This is a genomic window from Bacillus sp. Leaf49, from assembly GCF_001426125.1.
GTDB classification, from domain to species: Bacteria; Bacillota; Bacilli; order Bacillales; family Bacillaceae; genus Bacillus; species Bacillus altitudinis.
Map to the genome: position 1 here is coordinate 1 of NZ_LMRK01000004.1, position 19469 is coordinate 19469.

Below are 19469 nucleotides of genomic sequence, written 5' to 3' on the forward strand. Positions count from 1 at the left end.
TATTCAAACGAAACTAAACAACCAATCACCGATAAACTATCGGCAATTGGCTGTATAAAGGTGTTTTGATCCCTGTCTCAAAAACGGGGGTCAGTCCCAAAACTCAGGATGCTTTTTATTTAGGAACCGGCTTTGATGAGGTTAATATGCACCACAGTCAGCTCGTGCTGACTGATATCTGGATCATGTCCGACGATAAATTCGAGCTCATAATTACCGGTCTGATAAACGTATTTTTTCTCTTTTGTTTGCGGGATGGTGCTGACTGAATCTGCTGATCCAAGCTGTTTCTTTAATAGGGAAGGAGTCATTCCTCCGATATTCGTTTCTTTTTCTACATTTGTTCCAAAATAACGGATTTCGTTAATCTTGCCTTTTTTGTCATAGTGAAAAGCAAATCCAGGGTTGCCCATCTCAGCATGATACAAATCAAAGCCGCTTTGATCTGTTGCTGGATAAGGCTGTCCTAATTTATGCCGTACGTCTTTTTTTGTTTGAACCCCTATTTTGAGTCCTTCTGCATAGTATGGCATTTGTCCTTTATGCGCCAGCTGATAAATGCTGTTTAGTGCTGCTTTCGGACCTTGAGGAATGGATTGTTCTGCCTGCGTTTGGGTCAGGGCGTGCGCTGAAATCGCCGGGCTGAAAGCAAATAAGGTGGAAGAAGCGAGTGAAGCGGTCACGAGAAATGCTGCTGTTTTTTTCATGATCAATAATCCCTCCTTCTTCACCTATACCCGGTGTCATGCGGATCAAACGTAAAAAGCCCCAGCTGATCTTGGATCGGCTGGGGCTTTAAATGAGAAAGTTATTTGGAAGACGAGCTGGATTCATCTTTGGCGGAAGAGGAATCTTTTTCATCCTGTACTTTCTTTGTGTAGTCATAATCATTTCGCTCAATTGGTGTAAAGCCTTTAGGTTTGTAGAAACGGAGTAAATCTTCCGTGACAATCTTATCAGATGTCTCTAGCATCTTTTTCACCGTTTCGTTTTCTTGTGATGCCTTTTCAGTCGGCTCGATTTTTTCACCTGTTTTGTTGCTGTAATAGTTGTTGCCTACTTTCGTGTAGTCCTTAGACACGAAGTCTCCATTTCTAAATGGCACAAGCTCTTTAAAGTTCTTCGATAAGATATCAGAACCAGACATTAAATAGTTCTTTGTATCATCTCCGAGCAGGTGGAGAAGGGTAGGCGCAACATCCACTTCACCAGAGTATTTATGAATCTGTCCGCCTTTTACGCCTGGCACATGGATAAAGAGCGGCACACGCATAAGCTGGGCATTTTCATAGTCTCCAATTTTTTCGCCAGTCACTTTTTCCATCGCTTCATTATGGTTTTCTGAAATGCCGTAATGGTCACCGTACATAATGACGACGGTATTGTCATAGAGACCGGATTTCTTCAAGTCATTAAAGAACTGTTCAATGGCTTCATCTAAATAATGAGCAGATTGGAAGTAGTTATCAACGACGGAGTCTCCGAAGTCGCCAGGTTCAAAATCGGTATCACCTTCATCCATACCAAATGGGAAGTGGTTTGACAGCGTAATGAATTTCGAATAAAACGGCTGTTTTAGATTTTCAAGCATTGGCATGGATTCTTTGAAGAACGGTTTGTCTTTCAATCCATAGTTCTTCGTATCTTGTTCATTCATATCGTAGTACTCAGAATCGTAAAATCTGTCATATCCAAAGGACTTAAACATTTCATTCCGGTTCCAGAACGTTTTCGTATTTCCGTGGAATTCAGCGGACGTGTATTGGTCCTTTTTCAAAATGCCAGGAAGCGCCTGATATGTGTTTTGAGCTTTGTTAATAAACACAGAGCCTTGTGATAATGGGAAAAGCCCCGTATCCATCATAAATTCCGCATCAGATGTCTTTCCTTGTCCTGTTTGATGGAAGAAGTTATCAAAATAAAACGTTTTGTTGTCATGGGCTAATGAATTGAGGAAAGGAGTGACCTCTTTTCCATTCACCTTGTAATCAATGACAAAGTTTTGCAGTGATTCAAGAGAAATCGTAATGACGTTCATGCCTTTCGCTTTCCCGTAATAAGCCGGGTTTGGATCAGCGCTGTTCGCCTTTAGATAATTCTCTACATCTGTTACGTCACTTGAATTTGCCAGGGCACGCTGGCTGTTTGATTTCACATTTTGAATGGCATCAAACACCGTAAAATTATAAGCACCCAAGTATTTGACTAAATAATTGCGGTCGAACGATCTTGATAAAAGCTCTGGGCGATCAATTTCTGCTGCGATTAAGTTGACAACAAAGATCAGAACAGAGGACACAAGAACGAGTCTAAACGATTTTGTTTTTTGAACAGGTACAGTTGCTGTACTTGTTTGCTGCTGTCTTTTCATGCGGACTGCGAGTACGATCAAGATGATGGTATCGAGAAAGTAAAACATATCAGTCCAACGCATGAGTGAAAATGCACTATCACCTAATTGTCCGCCATTCGTTCCTGCCTGCATCACTGTAGGCAGCGTGATAAAGTCATTGAAGAATCGATAGTACACAATGTTTGCGTAAAGTAAAAAAGACATGAAAAAGTGAATCACAATGATAGCGGCAGGCTGCCATTTTTTCTTGAACAATAAAGCAAAGCCAAGAAAGAACAAGCTGGAGCTAATAGGATTCACAAAAAGCAAAATATGCTGAAGCACATTTGATATACCAAGTTTAAATTCGATTAAATAAGCTGTATACGTCTTGAGCCATAACAAGATGGCTGCAATTACAAAGAAGCCGAGGCCCCTTTTTTGAATAAATGTTTTCATTTAAACACTCCTTTTCTCCGTTAAACGGAAGAGGCGGAACGAAAGAAAACGAACCATTAGAATATACCATGAAAAGCACAAATAGAAAAGTCATAACTGGTGAGCCGGTAAAGCAGCCTGTCCGCGCTAAAAATGGGAAGACATCGGAAATGTTCGATCTTCGAAAAACTTTTTATGAAATTCATCCTATTATTGACAGAAAATTCTGGTATTTTCCTGTTGCTATATCAATAAAACAGGTAAAAAGACACAAGTCTAAAGAATTAATTTGATTTCTACAATGGTGCTTTTAGGCGGATTTCCAGTGTTTATTAATGTTTATGCAGGTTAAGTAAAAAAAATGAGGGAATGAATGGATGAAATCACTGGATAATAATTCCTTCATGAAAATATATTGATATATTTTATTGCTTCATAAACATAAAGGTTTTGATGTGTAGTGTAAGGGTTTTATTCGTTTTGACGAGCGAACAAATTATCTAAATATACTTAAGTGAACAGTTCGACACTATAAACTTTTGAAACGGGGTCGATATAGACAGTGACAGGAAATCTTCCATTGAAAGGATTGATAGTATATGACTGTACGAGTACAGAACCTCGTTCAGAACTGGTTTCCGAGTGAGGACGGAAATGCAGAAGAGCGGAAAGAACTCATTAAATTAATGGAACAGATCATTTCAGGGGTCGATGACCTGAAGGATCCGAACCGTGCTCACCTAAAAGGTGAAAAGAATCGCGAGGAGGACTTTTACAAAAAGCTCACTGAAACAAGTCAAATTCCGATGAACGGACAACAAGCGGAACTTGTGAATGAAGAATTACTGAAGCTTTTACATAATCATCCATACCACACGAAGTATTTCTTCACGAACATTTTGCCAATGGCAAGTACACCAGGAATTCTAGGCATGCTGACGGCTATGCTGGTTAACGGAAACAACCTTTGGGATGTGTATGGACCAGCAGGTGCGGAAGCTGAGGTCAGAGTGGTCTCAATGATGTCTAAGCTCATCGGATATGATCCAAATGTGAGCGGGGGCTACACAACATGGGGAGGTCAAGGGGCTATTTTCTCGGGGCTTCGTTTAGCGATTGCGAAAGTTGCACCGGAGTCATTACGAAAAGGCGTCCCGCAAAATCTTTATGCGTTTTGTTCTGATGCAGCACATTACAGCTTATTTAAGTCAATGGAAGCAACAGGGATTGGCACAGACAACTTAATCAGAATTAAGACGAATAAAGATCATTCGATGGATATGGAAGATTTGCGTTGTCAAATGGAACGTGTTGCCCAAAATGGCGGAATTCCCGTTTATATTGTGGCAACAACCGGAACAACAGATGCCATTGCAATTGATGATGTAAAAGGGGTGCGTGAAACGGCAGAAGCCATTGCTGAGAAGTATGGTCTCAAGGTGCCGCATATTCATGCAGATTCGGCGCTTGGTGGATTCTTTGCTTTCTTTAATGAGTATGATGTATCTGAAAACCCGCTGCAATTCTCAGACGGTGTTCTTCGTATGCTAAAAGAAATCAAAGCGAAATTCCAGCATCTTTCTCTTGCTGACACGATGTGTTTTGACTTTCAAAAACTCGGACAAACACCATACACATCTAGTTTATTCTTAGTGAAAAACGCTGCTGACTTAAAGCGTTTAGATCTGGAAGAACAAGAGACACCATACGTTGGTCATAGAGGCTACGGCGAATATCATACGGGTTATACACTGGAATGCTCAAGAATGGGAAGCTCCATCAGCATGCTAAGTGTGCTGCTAACGTTTGGAATTGAAGGATACCAGCGCTTGCTCGGTCAATTTTTAGAGGTGAACCTTGCATTTAGAGAAGCACTTCGTCAGGAAATTCCACAAGCAGAAGTCGTCAATGATGACAATGTCGGAATGGCTACATTGTTTAGAATTTACCTAGACGGCTCTCCTCGTTTTAAGGAAGAAATATCTGGAGAAGCAACTGCTATGGAAATTGAGCGCAACAATGATTTGAACAAAATCCTCTTTGAAAAGCTTGGAGAGAAAAGAGACGAAATGTTCTTTGGTGATACAACGAAGTTTTTACAAGTCAATGCCAAAGAAGGTCAAGAATTCTATCTAAGTGTGAGTAAATTTTTTGTGATTTCACCTTATACGTTACCGGAGCATATCCCTCATATCGTATCTTATTTAAAAGATGTCATTGCATCTGTTTGTGGACAATTTGAAAGTGTAGAGGCTTAAATTAAAATTGAGAGTGGAGATGTAGAAAAAAATGGCGAAACAAAGGAAGTTTGGAGGACTTACGATATCCTCCAAAATCATGTCAGTCGTTGTCGTAACATTACTCGCAACCGTTGCATTATTCGTTCTAACATTTTATTTAGTTAGCCAGGATTTATCTTCCCAATTATTAAAGCAATTTGATTATCGATTAACAACAGATATTGATACAGCGAAAAAAGAAATCGATAATATTGATGGAAATGTCCTTAGCATTAGCGGGAAGGATGATCCCATTTATGTGGAGATCAAAAAGAAATTCACAGAGCTACAAAAAGATCATACGCTTGAGAACTTATACGTGTTATCAAATAAGGACGGCAAAGAAAGAATCATCGTACTAACAGGGCAAGACAATGATTTTGATCAAGATTATGTCTTTTCAGATGAAATGAAACAAGCTCTTTCTGAAGATAAAATGGTCAAAAGTGATATTTACGTTGATTCGTATGGGACTCATAAATCCGTCTTTTTACCAATTAAAGATTCAGGCGGTGAGCTCACGGGGATTTTAGGAATCGACTTAGATGCGTCTGTTGTTCCAGAAACAACGAAAAAGCTGACAATTTATATCACAGTAGCATCTGCCATTGTGCTCATCTTCGGCCTACTCTTCTCATTCATCATGGGAAGAAGAATTGCAAAACCAGCACGTTCATTAATGGAATCAGCGGATCGAATTGCAGATGGTGATTTAACTGGCATAGTAGAAGTTCAAAGTCAAGATGAGATCGGTCAATTAGCGGCTTCCTTCCAGAAAATGCAGGGACGGATCAAAGAGCTTATTGGAAAGATCTCAAACTCATCAAGTGAAGTGTCGAAAATGTCTTCACAACTTCGCACAGTGACAACGGAATCTAGTCAAAGTGCACAACAAGTGTCAGAAGCGATGACGAATATGAGTGAAGGAATCAATGATTCAGTCGCAAACATTACAGACTGCACAACATCTGTTGCGGAAATCGATACTCAAATCGAAGGCGTGACAAAAGAAGTGGATGAAATGAAATCTGTTTCATCAAAAGTACAAGAGCAGTCAGAATCTGGTCAAAAATTGGTGCAGCATGTGCTTGAACATCTCAACATGTTACACGACATGATGACAAGCTCCAAGCAAGCGGCAGAAGAATTGCAATCACATTCAACAGAAATTGAAAGTGTCATCTCCATTATTACGGACATTTCAGCGCAAACGAACCTGCTTGCACTGAATGCTTCTATTGAAGCCGCACGTGTAGGAGAAGAAGGAAAAGGATTTGCTGTTGTGGCTGATGAAGTCCGTAAGTTAGCTGAACAGTCAGCTGATGCAGCTAAAACGGTCTCAGACTTAGTCATTGGCACACAGGAAAATAGTCAGCGTGTCCTTGAAAGCGTGGAGGAAAGCAGTAAAGCAGTGGAAGAAGGCCGTGAGCAAATGAAAGGCAGCTCGCAGAACTTCGCTGGTATTTATGATGGAGTGTCTCAATTTGCAAGCAGAACGAACAATTTGCTTCAATCTATTCAGCAGGTAGAACGAGCATATCAAACAATTTCTACATCGATTGAACAAATTTCGGTCGTGTCAGAAGAACATGCGGCAAGCTCTCAAGAAGTAGCGGCAGCAACAGAACAACAAAGTGCTGGCATGCAGCAAATTTCAAGTGCGATTGAACAGCTTTCTGACATGTCAGAGGACTTGGCACAAATGGTATCTACTTTTAAAATCGACAAAAAATAACGAGAAAGCTGGCTCTTGTGAGAGAGTCAGCTTTTTTGCTATGCTTAACCAAAATATCAGACGATCTGAAAGGAGACGTGTCATGGATTTTGCGCAGAGATTGTCAGAAGAACGGATCAAAAAGGCGATGGACCATGGAGCTTTTGAAGGACTAGCAGGCTTTGGGAAACCTCTGCCAAAGGATGCTGCTGCTCATGTGCCAGAAGAGCTGAGGATGGGCTATCGAATCATGAAAAATGCTGGCTTTGCCGGGGAAGAAACCGCTTTGAAAAAAGAACTAATGACGGTCAAAGAGTTACTGAAAACGAGTATAGATGGAGAAGAAAGAAAAAAACTCTCTCTCGTATGTGAGGAAAAACAAAAACGCCTCGATGAACTCACATCCAAGCGCCAAACGTTTGCTCGACCAGCCTCCTCCTTTTATAAGAATAGGGTCTACGAAAAACTAACGGAGCATAAAAAAAGATGATGACACGCTGCCTCTCTGAGCACATTGAGGGAGCTTTTTTTATGAAAGCGCTACATTTTCTTATTGACTACATGTATATACAAATATAAAATATGAGGTGAACATGTATATACAAGTTTTGATTCTTTTTTCTTATAAAAAAACGGTCTCGGAGGGGATAGCATGGCTGATTATCAGACAGCGGCAGATCAGATTGTAAAAGCCATTGGTGGGAAAGAAAACATTGATCAAGCCACACATTGTGTGACAAGACTTCGTTTTGTGCTAAAAGATGAAGGTAAGGTGGATGAGAAAGCACTAGAACAAATTGATGAAGTGAAGGGATCTTTCTCAGCGAATGGCCAATACCAAGTGGTCATTGGTCAAGGAGTGGTTAATCGGGTTTATGCCGAAATGGTCAAACAGACGGGAATCGGCGAAGCGACAAAAGAAGACGTCAAGCGTGCCTCTGATCAGAAATTAAACCCACTTCAGCGTGCGGTGAAAACGCTTGCAGATATCTTCATTCCAATCCTTCCAGCTATCGTGACAGCTGGTTTATTGATGGGGATTAATAATATTTTAACAGCTCCTGATATTTTCTTTGATCAAAAATCCATTGTGGATGTGTATCCGGCATGGGCAGATTTAGCAAATATGATCAACTTGATTGCAGGCACTGCCTTTACCTTTTTGCCAGCATTAATCGGCTGGTCGGCTGTCAAGCGGTTTGGAGGTAATCCACTTTTAGGGATGGTCCTTGGACTGATGCTTGTACATCCAGATCTGTTGAATGCGTGGGGATATGGAGCGGCGGAAAAGACAGGTGACATTCCTGTCTGGAATTTGTTTGGACTTGAAGTACAAAAGGTAGGTTACCAAGGACAGGTTCTTCCGATACTTGTCGCTTCCTATTTACTCGCAAAGCTCGAATTATTTATAACAAAAAGGACACCTGAAAGTATTCAGCTGTTAGTTGTTGCACCAATTACATTACTACTCATTGGATTTTTATCATTTATCGTCATTGGTCCCGTTACATTTGCGATCGGAAACGTATTAACATCTGGACTCGTCACTGTATTCCAGCAATTCGCAGCACTTGGCGGCCTTTTATATGGCGGATTATATGCAGCGTTAGTCATTACAGGCATGCACCATACGTTCCTAGCTGTCGATATTCAGCTGATTAACTCAAAACTGCACGGCACGTTCCTATGGCCAATGCTCGCACTATCTAATATTGCTCAAGGATCAGCGGCACTTGCGATGATGTTTGTCTTAAAAGATGAAAAGCAAAAAGGGCTCTCCCTGACATCAAGTATTTCTGCTTACTTGGGTATTACTGAACCGGCGATGTTTGGGGTGAACTTGCGCTATAGATTCCCGTTTATTTTTGCTCTGATCAGTTCAGGGATAGCTGGTATGTTTATTGCCTCACAAGGGGTACTGGCAAGTTCAGTCGGCGTTGGAGGCATTCCAGGAATCTTCTCGATCATTCCGAAATATTGGGGGGCATTTGCCATCGGAATGGTGATTGTGCTGATCGTCCCATTCATTGGTACCCTTTTATATGCAAAACTTAAGAAGAAGGATGTATCACAAGAACTTAACTAGTGGTGGTGAAGGAAATTGAATCAACAAACAAACGAACCGTGGTGGAAAAAAGCCGTGGTCTATCAAATCTATCCGAAGAGCTTTTTAGACACAACAGGCTCTGGTACAGGTGATATCAATGGTGTGACGAAAAAGCTCGACTATATCAAAGAGCTAGGGGCGGATTGTATTTGGCTGACCCCTATGTATGAGTCACCACAGTATGACAACGGTTATGATATTAGTGATTATACAAAAATCCATGACATGTACGGCACAATGGCCGATTTTGAGCACATGCTGAAAGAAGCACATGAACGAGGGATTCGTGTCATCATGGATCTCGCTGTGAACCATACATCTATTTTCCATGAGTGGTTTCAAGCCTCCCGAGAGTCGAAGGAAAACCCGTATCGAGACTATTATATTTGGAAGGAGCCGAAAGCGGACGGCTCTCCTCCGAATGACTGGCAGTCTAAGTTTGGCGGGCCAGCGTGGGAATTAGATGAAGCGACAGGTGACTATTATCTTCATTTATATGATGTTACCCAGGCAGACCTCAATTGGGAACATGATGAAGTGCGCAGGCAAGTATATGACATCATGCACTTTTGGTTTGAAAAAGGGATCGATGGATTCAGACTGGATGTCATCAATAACATTTCAAAGGATCAACGCTTTTTAGATGATGCTGGGCAATCAGTGCAAGGTGACGGGCGTATGTACTATACAGATGGGCCGAGAATTCATGAATTCTTGCATGAAATGAACCAGGAAGTGTTTTCGAAATACGATAGCATGACCGTGGGGGAAATGTCTTCAACGAATATTGCAGACTGCATTCGGTATACAAGACCTGATCGGCAGGAGCTGGATATGACGTTTAATTTTCATCATTTAAAAGTTGACTATCCTAACGGTGAAAAGTGGGCCATTGCGCCATTTGATTTTCTAGAGTTGAAATCAATTCTGTCAGAATGGCAGACGAAAATGCATGAGGGCGGCGGCTGGAACGCATTATTTTGGTGCAACCATGATCAGCCACGCATCGTGTCTAGATACGGTGATGATGGCACGTACCATCAGCAATCAGCGAAGATGCTGGCGACCACCATTCATTTGATGCAAGGCACTCCTTATATTTATCAAGGTGAAGAAATTGGGATGAAGAATCCTCGTTTTGAGGACATTTCGTCATACCGCGATATCGAATCACTGAATATGTACGAAGTCATGCTTGAAAAAGGGAAAACAAAGGAAGAAGCTTTGGCGATTTTACAGGTCAAATCAAGAGATAACGCAAGGACACCTATGCAATGGACGTCGGAAAAAAATGTGGGGTTCTCAAAAGGTACGCCTTGGATTGAACCAGCTCAAAACGGCATTTCAGTAGAAGCTGCCTTAAAAGATGAGACGTCGATTTTTTATCATTATCAAGCCCTTTGTAGACTTCGCAAAGAACTTGATGTAATCACCTATGGGAGCTTTACTTTACTGCTTTCAGATGATCCAAAGGTGTTTACGTATGTCCGAGAAGGCAAAGATGAGAAGATCCTCGTGATCAACCATTTTTATGCAGGCGAGACGGACTTTACACTTCCAGATGAGCTTGCAAAGGATGTCAATGAAATGGAAGGGCAAGTCCTGTTGTCCAATTATGAGGATGTGCCGGCAGATATCAAGGGATTTACGTTGCGCCCATATGAGTCAATCGTTTATCATTTAACCAAACGCTAGTAAATGGGGCGGAGGGAAAATGAAAGAGAATAAGTTTCGAGTGATTTATGATCAGCTCGCTAGACGAATTGAACAAGGTGAATGGCAGGATAAAGGCATCCTCCCATCAGAACATGAGCTGTCTGTCATGTATGACACATCCCGTGAGACGGTGAGAAAGGCATTAAACATCCTTGTGCAAAATGGCTATATCCAAAAAATTCGTGGGAAAGGCTCAGTATTGCTGAATCGGGAGAAAATGCAGTTCCCAGTTTCGGGTCTTGTCAGCTTTAAAGAGCTTTCCCAAACGCTTGGGCGAAAGACGGTAACAACGGTTCATGAGTTCGGTTTAATCAAGCCAGATCAGTATATTCAGTCTCAGCTGAAAATCAGTGGGCAGGAGGACGTTTGGGAAGTCATTCGCTCTCGCAATATTAGCGGAGAAGAAGTCATTTTAGACAAAGATTACTTCTTGCAAAAACATGTGCCGTTCTTGTCTAAGGACATTTGTGAAGGATCGATCTACGAGTATATTGAAGGAGAACTTGGGGTCTCGATTAGTTACGCTCAAAAGGAATTTGTGGTCGAGCCATGTACTGAAGAAGATGAGAGGTATCTCGATTTGAACGGGTTTGATCATGTGGTGGTGGTGAAAAATTATGTGTTCTTGGAGGATACGAGTCTATTCCAATACACAGAAAGCCGCCACCGGCTAGATCGTTTCAGATTCGTGGATTTTGCTAGAAGAGAGAAGTAGACAGGGCCAAGCTCTGTCTATTTCAGGTTGTAGGGAAACAAGAGCAACATTCTAGGAGGACAAATGATCAGACTGAATAGACCATTAAAATTACGAGATTTAGAAATTTTTAGCGTGATGAAAGATCACAGGATTTTATGTTATGTCATCATTGAAGACACGCGAAAACCGTTTACGGAAGAAGATAGAAAATTAGAGCCATTATGTTATATGGATGAAGAAGACATTCAAGCGATTTTGAATGTATTTCATATTTCAATTATCAGTGATGAAACATTAAATGAAGAAGATTTAGCCCTTGTGAAATCGTACTTTGCTGAATTTGTGAATAACACGAACTTAACGAATTTCATTACGAGAGAATATGTTCAAAAGGATTTATATGCCGTTGATGATGAAGATGATATCACGTTCTTTAATAGAATGCTGCGTCATATAGGGTCAGATGATGTGAAAGAATTTGATGACCGTAATTGGATGTATTTATCCCAAGATTGATAGTGAGATGGAAAAAGGACAGAGCCGAAGCTCTGTCCCCAGCGTGTAGACAAACCCTCGCATTCGTTGTCAAATCTGTGCTCCGGTGCTCGACTTTCCTAGACTGCAAAGGTTTTCTATCACGCTGAAAAAAAGACAAAGGGCTAAAATCAAGTCCATTTTAGCCCTTTGTCTTCAATCTGAAAGGACAGAGCAAATGCTCTGTCCTTTTCTATTAAGATGATACTTTGTTTCGTGTGCGCTTGCGCTGGTAGTAATAAAGGATACCGCCTGAGGCGAGCATGAGCAAGCCAATTAATACCGCTGTATACATCATCGTTGCGGTATTCGGCAGTGTGCCGCCTGGCATGCCGCTTCCATCCTGACTTGGATCCGAACCGCCTGGAGCAGAAGTTCCACCGTCTCCGCCATTTTGGTCTGGAGCTGTTCCAGCAGCTTCACTTTGATTGAGTACGGTGTATTCACTAAAGTGCTCCGTTTTACCTGAGACAATCCCGTTTTCGAATGAACCGTTACTTGTTTTGGCATAGCGGTTTTTCTCACGATCGACATAATAGACACCTGGTTTTTTCGCTTTTTCAGGCGCATCTAATGTAAAGAACAGTGTGACGGGATCTTTAAAGGTAGACACATTTTTCTGATCTTGTTTGATTTGGAAATCGTATGTGTCGGTTAATGCGTTTTTCACCTTATTTGTTTTTGCCATCGATATATCTGCATGTTGCTCTGACAAATTGGAGAGCGGTAATGCTAGACCGACTTTGTCATGATAGATGGTGACGTTTGGATCTTGCTCTCGTTTCTTCAATTCAGCTACTTGCCCTTTTGATAGAGACAATTGAACCTTTTTCGCTTCGGTTGCTTTGTCTAAATAGAGCAATGCTTTGTTCGTATGCTGCACATACGTTTGGAATTTCTCATCATCTTGAATGTCATAGACGCCTTTTCCTTTCAAGCGAGGAAGGAATACTTCTTTCACTCGATGGTCGATGACTGGAGAAATATGACCGTCTGCCTGTTCAATTTGCTCTTTGAAAATTTCATAGTCAACATAGCCTAAGTCTTCACCATGAGACGCTTCTGTAAAGACGCTGTAGCCATCACCGCCTGTGCCGACAAATGCGTTAGTCGCCACGCGGTATGTTTTCTGATCATCAATGTCAGTCAGATTGCCCTTTTGATCTTTCAATTTGACATCAATCAGTCTACTGCCAGCTGGTTTACTCAGTGTAAACGTATATTCAATACCGGCTACATGAGGGAATGCGCCTCCGCCTTCTTCAATGCCTGAAAGACCTTGTTCAAGCGCTTTTTTAATTTGACTGCCTTTTAAATCTGCGACATATAGTGTGTTTCCAAAAGGCATCACGGTTAAAATATCCCCTAATGTGATATCTCCTTTTTCAATGCTGCCTCGAATACCGCCACCGTTTGTAATGGCAAGGTCAGCCCCAGCAGATTCTTGTGCTTTCTTTAACATGCCATCTGCAATAAAGTTTCCAAGGTTCGTTTCCTTTGTACGGACGTGTTCACGCTGTCCATCTAAGAAGACGTCTGACGTCCCGACTTTTTCGGTTTTTAAATCTTGGATATCTGCCTTGTACTGATCAAGAATCGATTTTGCGTCCGCATCTTCTTTCACAGAGTCGTCGATCGTGATGAGGTCAAAAGTAGATTCTTTTGGCTGTACGACGCCTTTTTTGTCAAAGGCCACGTCTACTTTTCCTAAAAATTGTCCGTAGTCTTTTACTTGTGCAACAATCGTTGGTTCTTTTTTATTGATGACCTTTAATTTTTCAACAAGGGTGTGGGTGTGACCACCAATGATGAGATCAATGCCATCTACTTTTTGAGCCAGCTCTAGATCACGGTTATAGCCAATATGTGTGAGCGCAATAATTTTATTGATTTTTTCTTCAGTTTGAATGGTTTTGACTGTTTCTTTTGCTTTTTTGTATGCATCTTGAAATTGAATGTTAGGACCACTGCTGGATGTAATGGCTGTGTCTTCAGTGGTGAGACCGAATACAGCGACCTTTTCACCATTTACATCAAGCAGAATGTAAGGGTAAATGCCAGCTTCTTTTTTCTCACCAGCTTTAAATGTTGCTGGTTTTTTCACTAAGTCGCTTAACTGTTTTTCTTTAGAGACATCTACGTTTGATGACACGATCGGGAAGTTCGGTTTTTCAAATTGATGACGGTTTTTAGCATCTACGCTGGATGCGTCACCTGTCAGGAATTGACGAAGGACAGATGGACCTTTGTCAAATTCATGATTCCCAAACGTCATGGCATCGTATTTCATTAAGTTCATCAGTTTCAGATCGGCAAGTCCTTGCCATTTTGTGAAATAGAGATCACCAGAGAAGACATCTCCAGCGTCTAATAAAATATTGTTTTCGCTTTGGGCGCGAACTTCTTTGATCTTGGTTGCGCGTCTTGCTGCATCATCCAGATGGGCATGTGTATCGTTTGTATGCATCACCGTTAAATGCCAATTGTCTGTTGCAGGTGGTTCTGTTGTACCATCATCTTTAAACGCTAGCTTGTACACACCAAGTCCGTCTGTGCTGGCATTCCGAATAAAGTCGACGCTGCTTGATTTCTCTGCGAACGGTTTTGCAAGTAGAGAAGATTCAAAGGTGACTGTTGCGCCTTTTACTGGTGCAATGGACCAGTTTTGATCTGCGCTTGGGTTAATGGTTTTTTGTTCAATAATATAATCCATCAGCACTTGGCGGTTCTCATCTGCTGAGGCAAGCACGACTTTATCTTGTGTGAGGTGCGGGAAGTCTCCACCGCCAGATGCACGGTAGTTGTTTGTCACGACTAAAAATTCTTGATTGTCAGAAACGGGTTTTCCGTTGTAAGACAAGTTTTTGATGCGGTTCGCACTAGCGTTAACAAGTGTGCCCGTTGTGCTGTATTTAGCAGGCTGTGTGACATCTACTTGGTACGTCACACCATCAATCACATCAAAATTATATGAGCGGTATTCTTCGTTTAAAATAGGCTGTTCATTTGAAGTATTTGGTTTAATTTGGTTAAACTGACCTGCAGACATTTCAAGCCAGTCTTTTACTTCACTGCCTTTTAGTTTTACAATCTGTACGGTGTTATCGTAAAGATAGAGATCGCCGATGTTTTTAATCGCTAAATCACCTTTTGCGATATTTGTATAATAGTTCACACCATTGCGTCCGCCGGCTTTAAATGGCGCACCCGCAGAGAGAATCGGCAAGTTTTTGTACGAAGTATCTTTCATTTTTTCTTGTGCATACCATTTCTGGGCATCTGTCACGATTTGAATAGAAGGGTCATCCATCACTTGAGCGAAAAAGCTGTTAATGTCTGCTTCTGTTTTTCCAACTGGCTTTCTGACGTAATCTAGGGTGTTTTGGTGAGTTGTTTGAATGGCATTTTTCACTGTACTGTTTTGAGATGTCACCCCGGCAACGGATTCGATTTTGCCTGTTCCATCTGTGACTTTCCAGTTGCTTCCCTCTGGTTCTAGCGTTAAATCAATGACCCCGAGGTAGCTTCCCCAGTTTTTTGACATGACGACAGGAATGCCATTAATGGTTCCCTTTGCGACATCAAATTTGTCAACGCCGCTATATTCAGCGCTTGGGAATGTGCCATGCTGGTGGCCAGACACAATCGCATCAATGCCTTTTGTTTTTGTGGCAAGGTCAAAGATCATATTTTCTGATCCTTTAGGTGAAGCTGTTTTTTCAATTCCTGTATGAGCAAGAGCGACGATGACATCTGCGCCTTTTGCTTTCATTTCTGGAATGGTTTCATTGGCAGAATCCACAATATCTTGCACTTGAACTTGTCCATCTAAATGTTTCTTATCCCACGTCATAATTTGTGGTGGTACGAATCCTATGTAACCGATTTTCACAGTTTGGGAGGCTCCGTTTGCATCTTTAAAGGTTTTATCCTGAATGACATAAGGAGTAAATCGGTGTTCTCCGTTTAACTTTTTGACGTTCGCATTGACAATCGGGAAGTTGGCGCCCGCAATGGTACCGTCAAGAAAAGATAAACCGTAGTTAAATTCATGATTGCCGAGTGTACCTGCATCATATTTTAATTTGTTGAGTGTATGAATAATGGGGTGAACCTTTGTTTGATTGATGATGCTGTCTTTTTCATTTTTATAAACGTATTCTCCAAGAGGGGTTCCTTGAATCAGGTCTCCGTTATCAACAAGGAGTGTATTGGGATTTTGTGAACGGTGCTTGTCAATCAGCTCGGCTGTTTTTGCCAAACCGAATTCATTTGTTTCTTTGTCGCTGTAGTAATCGTAATTCATCATGTTCGCATGAACATCCGTTGTGGCTAAGATACTGACCTTTACGGCGCTGCCGCTTTCTGTTTCTGCATGAGTAGGTACTGCTGGGAGAATGAGACTAATCAACATAATGGAAGTGAGCAGAATAGACAGGTTTTTCCTTCGTTTAGACCTATGTGCTTGCTTCTTCACCTGATCTCCGCCTTTCTAATTTTTTTGACCACAATACCTATTGTAGAAATGTTTCGTTAACTTTTGTAGTTATTTTTTGCAGATTATTGTAAAGATAACATAAATCATACGAATTACCTTGTTAAGGGAATGCGAATGAGTCTAAATGCTTATTTTTATGAAAGGGGGTTTTCTCATAGGGATAGGATGTTTGATTTCAATTGGCGGGGGTATAGTGTGTAGTGTAAACGATAATCAAGCAGGAGGGTTTCTACATGGGTAAGAAAATTGCAGTTGTCCTAACAGATTACTTTGAGGATGTTGAATTCACCGAGCCTGCAAAAGCCTTTAAAGACGCAGGCCATGAGATCACAGTAATTGAAAACGAAAAAGGAAAAACAGTGAAAGGAAAGCAAGGAGAGGCAGAAGTAAGAGTCGATGCGTCTATCGATAACGTGAAACCAGAAGACTTCGATGCACTTCTGATTCCTGGCGGCTTCTCACCAGACATTCTGCGTGCGGATGATCGCTACGTGCAATTCACAAAAGCCTTTATGGACGAGAAAAAACCAGTATTTGCGATCTGTCATGGACCGCAATTGCTTATTACAGCGAAGACGCTGGAAGGAAGAGGCGCGACCGGCTATACATCCATTCAAGTAGATATGGAAAACGCAGGCGCTAAATTCAAAGATGAAGAAGTCGTCGTTTGTCAGGATCAGCTTGTCACAAGCCGTACACCTGATGACATTCCAGCATTTAACCGTGAATCATTAAAACTGCTCGCCAAATAAGTCGTTTTGACAGGATAAACAAAGCCAGCACCTTGCGAGGTGCTGGCTTTTTCTGTGCATGGATGTAAGAAAGCGGCGTCAACCGCAATTCAATATCAGGTGCACGATTATTTTCTTAAGCTTTTCAGCTCGCTTGCAATGGCTTGCATTTCACTTGGGCTGAATGAAGATTTTTTCATCACCATTTGGTGAAGAAATTCAATATCTTCATACTTATCTGGACTGAAGTCTTCGGCTTTGATGACTCCAATATTCAGCATATTGAGCTTTTGCGAAATGTCTTCAATCAGCTGATTGACTTCAGCCGCTTTTTGCTGTGACAAGGGCGGCACGTCCTTTCCTGCATGTGTCGAATAATATGTCTATTTTAACAGAAAAGCAAAAGAATAAAAGGGCTATTATGACGACACTGAAATGTTTTTTTCCTTTTTCTCCTCTTTGATCTTATCAATGATTCGTTTGGATTCAAACACCACAACACCTGATAAACCGATGAGGCCAATTAAGTTTGGAATGGCCATCAGTCCATTGAGCATATCTGCTACGCCCCAGACGAAGTCATTCTTAAACACGGCACCGAAAAAGACAGCTATCACAAACACGATACGGTAATACATGACGTACGAATCCTTAGCCAAATATGTAAAGCATTTCTCTCCATAATAGGACCAGCCAATGATGGTTGAATAGGCAAACAGGAGCAACCCGATTGCCACGATGATTGAGCCAGCTGGACCGAGGAAGTGAGCAAAGGATAACGAAGTCAGCGCATCACTTTTTTCTGTTAAATACATATCTGCCATGACAATCGTAATGCCAGTGATAGAACAAACAATGATGGTGTCAATAAACACTTGCGTCATAGAGACGAGAGCTTGACGGGCAGGCATATCCGTTTTCGCAGCTGCAGCAGCAATTGGTGCTGATCCAAGACCTGCTTCATTGGAAAAGACTCCTCGTGCGACACCCCAGCGAATAACGGTTCCAATCGCACCACCTGCTACGGCTTGACCTGTAAAGGCATCTGAGAAAATAAGACTGACTGCGCCAGGAACAAGATCAGCATTCATGACAAGAATGATGAGCCCGCAAATGACGTAAAATAAAGCCATGACTGGTACAAAAATAGACGTCACTCGGCCGATACTTTTAATTCCGCCTAAAATCACGAGTGCCGTAAAGGCGGTAATGATGATACCTGTTACCCATGTTGGAATTTGAAAAGTAGAATTCATGACGCCTGAGATGGAATTAGACTGTACCAGGTTGCCGATCCCAAAGGCAGCACTGGCACCGAAAACAGCAAATAGCACCCCTAGCCATTTCTGTTTTAAGCCATGCTCTAAATAATACATAGGTCCGCCAGACATTTCGCCTTTTTCGTTTTTGACCCTGTATTTTACAGCCAGAACAGCTTCTGCAAACTTGGTGGCCATCCCGAAAAATGCAGCAAACCACATCCAAAATACTGCACCAGGACCACCTGCAATGACAGCTGAGGCAACACCGACGATATTCCCTGTACCGACAGTTGCAGCAAGAGCCGTCATTAATGCTTGGAAATGGGAGATATCTCCCTCTGATGTTTTGTCTTGTTTTGAAAAAGCGAGCTTTAAAGAATAAGGAAGTAATCTAATTTGAATGAAGAGAACGCGAAAGGTGAGGTAGATTCCAGTACCAACAATTAAAATCAACAGGGGAGGCCCCCACAAAAAATTGTTCATCGTCGTGACAAATTGCTCAATGATTCCCATCTAATGTCCCCCTTTGTTTGTGTAATTCTCCTAAAGTTTCTCCTTTTTTTGTGTAATTTGTCAATGCCGATGGGAGTTTTTCTTGCAAAGTTTCCAAAAGAAAAAGGGCTTGATATGATAGAGAAAAGGTTTTCCAATGGGACTCTTAGGGAAAAGATAGGAGGAGAATGAAGGATGATTCATGTATTATTTGTGTGCCTCGGCAATATTTGCAGGTCACCGATGGCAGAGGCGATGTTTAGAAAACGAGTTGAAGACGAAGGGCTGAGTGAACACTTTGTGATTGATTCAGCAGGCATTGGCGGCTGGCATCAAGGCAGTCCTCCGCATGAAGGAACACGAAAGCTGCTTGATGAAAAGGGTATCAGCTATGAAGGAATGAAGGCAAGACAAATCATGGATAAGGATATCACCACATACGACTATATCATTGCGATGGATGCTGAAAATGTAGGCGCCCTCCGCAGTTTAGCCGGCTATGGAAAACATCACTTTATTGGCCGTCTTCTTGACTTTGTAGAAGACGACGATCGAGACGATGTGCCAGATCCTTATTACACTGGGAACTTTGAGGAAGTACATGATTTAATTGAAACAGGAATTGATCGTTTTTTGACGTATGTAAAAAAAGAGAAACACCTTTAACTG

At 41.6% G+C, this 19469-nt stretch carries 14 protein-coding genes; 9 read left to right on the forward strand and 5 right to left on the reverse strand.

Annotation, left to right across the window (positions count from 1 at the left end; all coding sequences use genetic code 11):
- Window positions 1–119: 119 nt before the first annotated feature.
- Both ASG46_RS04050 and ASG46_RS04055 read right to left on the reverse strand, forming a co-directional pair.
- Window positions 120–707 carry a YjgB family protein gene (locus ASG46_RS04050; RefSeq protein ID WP_050827677.1) on the reverse strand — a complete coding sequence of 196 codons (588 nt, stop codon included), beginning with the start codon at window positions 705–707 and terminating at the stop codon, window positions 120–122.
- A 101-nt stretch (window positions 708–808) separates the two neighbouring features.
- On the reverse strand, window positions 809–2791 hold the full coding sequence (locus tag ASG46_RS04055) for an LTA synthase family protein (RefSeq protein ID WP_017358781.1): 1983 nt from the start codon (window positions 2789–2791) through the stop codon (window positions 809–811).
- Between the two features lie 578 nt (window positions 2792–3369).
- Between ASG46_RS04055 and ASG46_RS04065 the strand changes: the two genes are divergently transcribed.
- From ASG46_RS04065 to ASG46_RS04095, 7 genes are all read left to right on the forward strand, one after another.
- On the forward strand, window positions 3370–5028 hold the full coding sequence (locus tag ASG46_RS04065; protein WP_056703306.1) for a pyridoxal phosphate-dependent decarboxylase family protein: 1659 nt from the start codon (window positions 3370–3372) through the stop codon (window positions 5026–5028).
- 31 nt (window positions 5029–5059) lie between these two features.
- Complete coding sequence (locus ASG46_RS04070; RefSeq protein ID WP_056703309.1) at window positions 5060–6784, forward strand: methyl-accepting chemotaxis protein; 1725 nt, start codon at window positions 5060–5062, stop codon at window positions 6782–6784.
- Between the two features lie 82 nt (window positions 6785–6866).
- Window positions 6867–7253, forward strand: coding sequence for a J-domain-containing protein (locus tag ASG46_RS04075; RefSeq protein ID WP_056703310.1), 387 nt, complete (start codon window positions 6867–6869; stop codon window positions 7251–7253).
- 162 nt (window positions 7254–7415) lie between these two features.
- Window positions 7416–8849, forward strand: coding sequence for a PTS system trehalose-specific EIIBC component (gene treP, locus ASG46_RS04080; RefSeq protein WP_008341760.1), 1434 nt, complete (start codon window positions 7416–7418; stop codon window positions 8847–8849).
- 15 nt (window positions 8850–8864) lie between these two features.
- On the forward strand, window positions 8865–10565 hold the full coding sequence (treC, locus tag ASG46_RS04085; protein ID WP_056703313.1) for an alpha,alpha-phosphotrehalase: 1701 nt from the start codon (window positions 8865–8867) through the stop codon (window positions 10563–10565).
- A 19-nt stretch (window positions 10566–10584) separates the two neighbouring features.
- Entirely contained in the window at window positions 10585–11301 is a 717-nt protein-coding gene (gene treR, locus ASG46_RS04090; RefSeq protein ID WP_017358787.1) for a trehalose operon repressor, read from the forward strand.
- Window positions 11302–11364: 63 nt separating this feature from the next.
- On the forward strand, window positions 11365–11799 hold the full coding sequence (locus tag ASG46_RS04095; protein WP_056703316.1) for a hypothetical protein: 435 nt from the start codon (window positions 11365–11367) through the stop codon (window positions 11797–11799).
- A 214-nt stretch (window positions 11800–12013) separates the two neighbouring features.
- Here ASG46_RS04095 and ASG46_RS04100 read toward each other — a convergent pair whose 3' ends face one another.
- On the reverse strand, window positions 12014–16294 hold the full coding sequence (locus ASG46_RS04100; RefSeq protein WP_056703320.1) for a multifunctional 2',3'-cyclic-nucleotide 2'-phosphodiesterase/3'-nucleotidase/5'-nucleotidase: 4281 nt from the start codon (window positions 16292–16294) through the stop codon (window positions 12014–12016).
- Between the two features lie 254 nt (window positions 16295–16548).
- Between ASG46_RS04100 and ASG46_RS04105 the strand changes: the two genes are divergently transcribed.
- Window positions 16549–17067 carry a type 1 glutamine amidotransferase domain-containing protein gene (locus ASG46_RS04105; RefSeq protein ID WP_007496591.1) on the forward strand — a complete coding sequence of 173 codons (519 nt, stop codon included), beginning with the start codon at window positions 16549–16551 and terminating at the stop codon, window positions 17065–17067.
- Window positions 17068–17174: 107 nt separating this feature from the next.
- On the opposite strand, the gene ASG46_RS04110 is transcribed toward ASG46_RS04105, so the two are convergent.
- The gene (locus tag ASG46_RS04110) at window positions 17175–17390 is read right to left on the reverse strand and encodes a DUF1128 domain-containing protein (protein ID WP_008341757.1); all 216 of its coding nucleotides are present in this window, start codon (window positions 17388–17390) and stop codon (window positions 17175–17177) included.
- 75 nt (window positions 17391–17465) lie between these two features.
- Complete coding sequence (locus ASG46_RS04115; protein WP_056703324.1) at window positions 17466–18821, reverse strand: alanine/glycine:cation symporter family protein; 1356 nt, start codon at window positions 18819–18821, stop codon at window positions 17466–17468.
- Between the two features lie 174 nt (window positions 18822–18995).
- On the opposite strand from ASG46_RS04115, the gene ASG46_RS04125 reads away from it, so the two are divergent.
- Window positions 18996–19466 carry a low molecular weight protein-tyrosine-phosphatase gene (locus ASG46_RS04125; protein ID WP_056703327.1) on the forward strand — a complete coding sequence of 157 codons (471 nt, stop codon included), beginning with the start codon at window positions 18996–18998 and terminating at the stop codon, window positions 19464–19466.
- Window positions 19467–19469 lie beyond the last annotated feature (3 nt).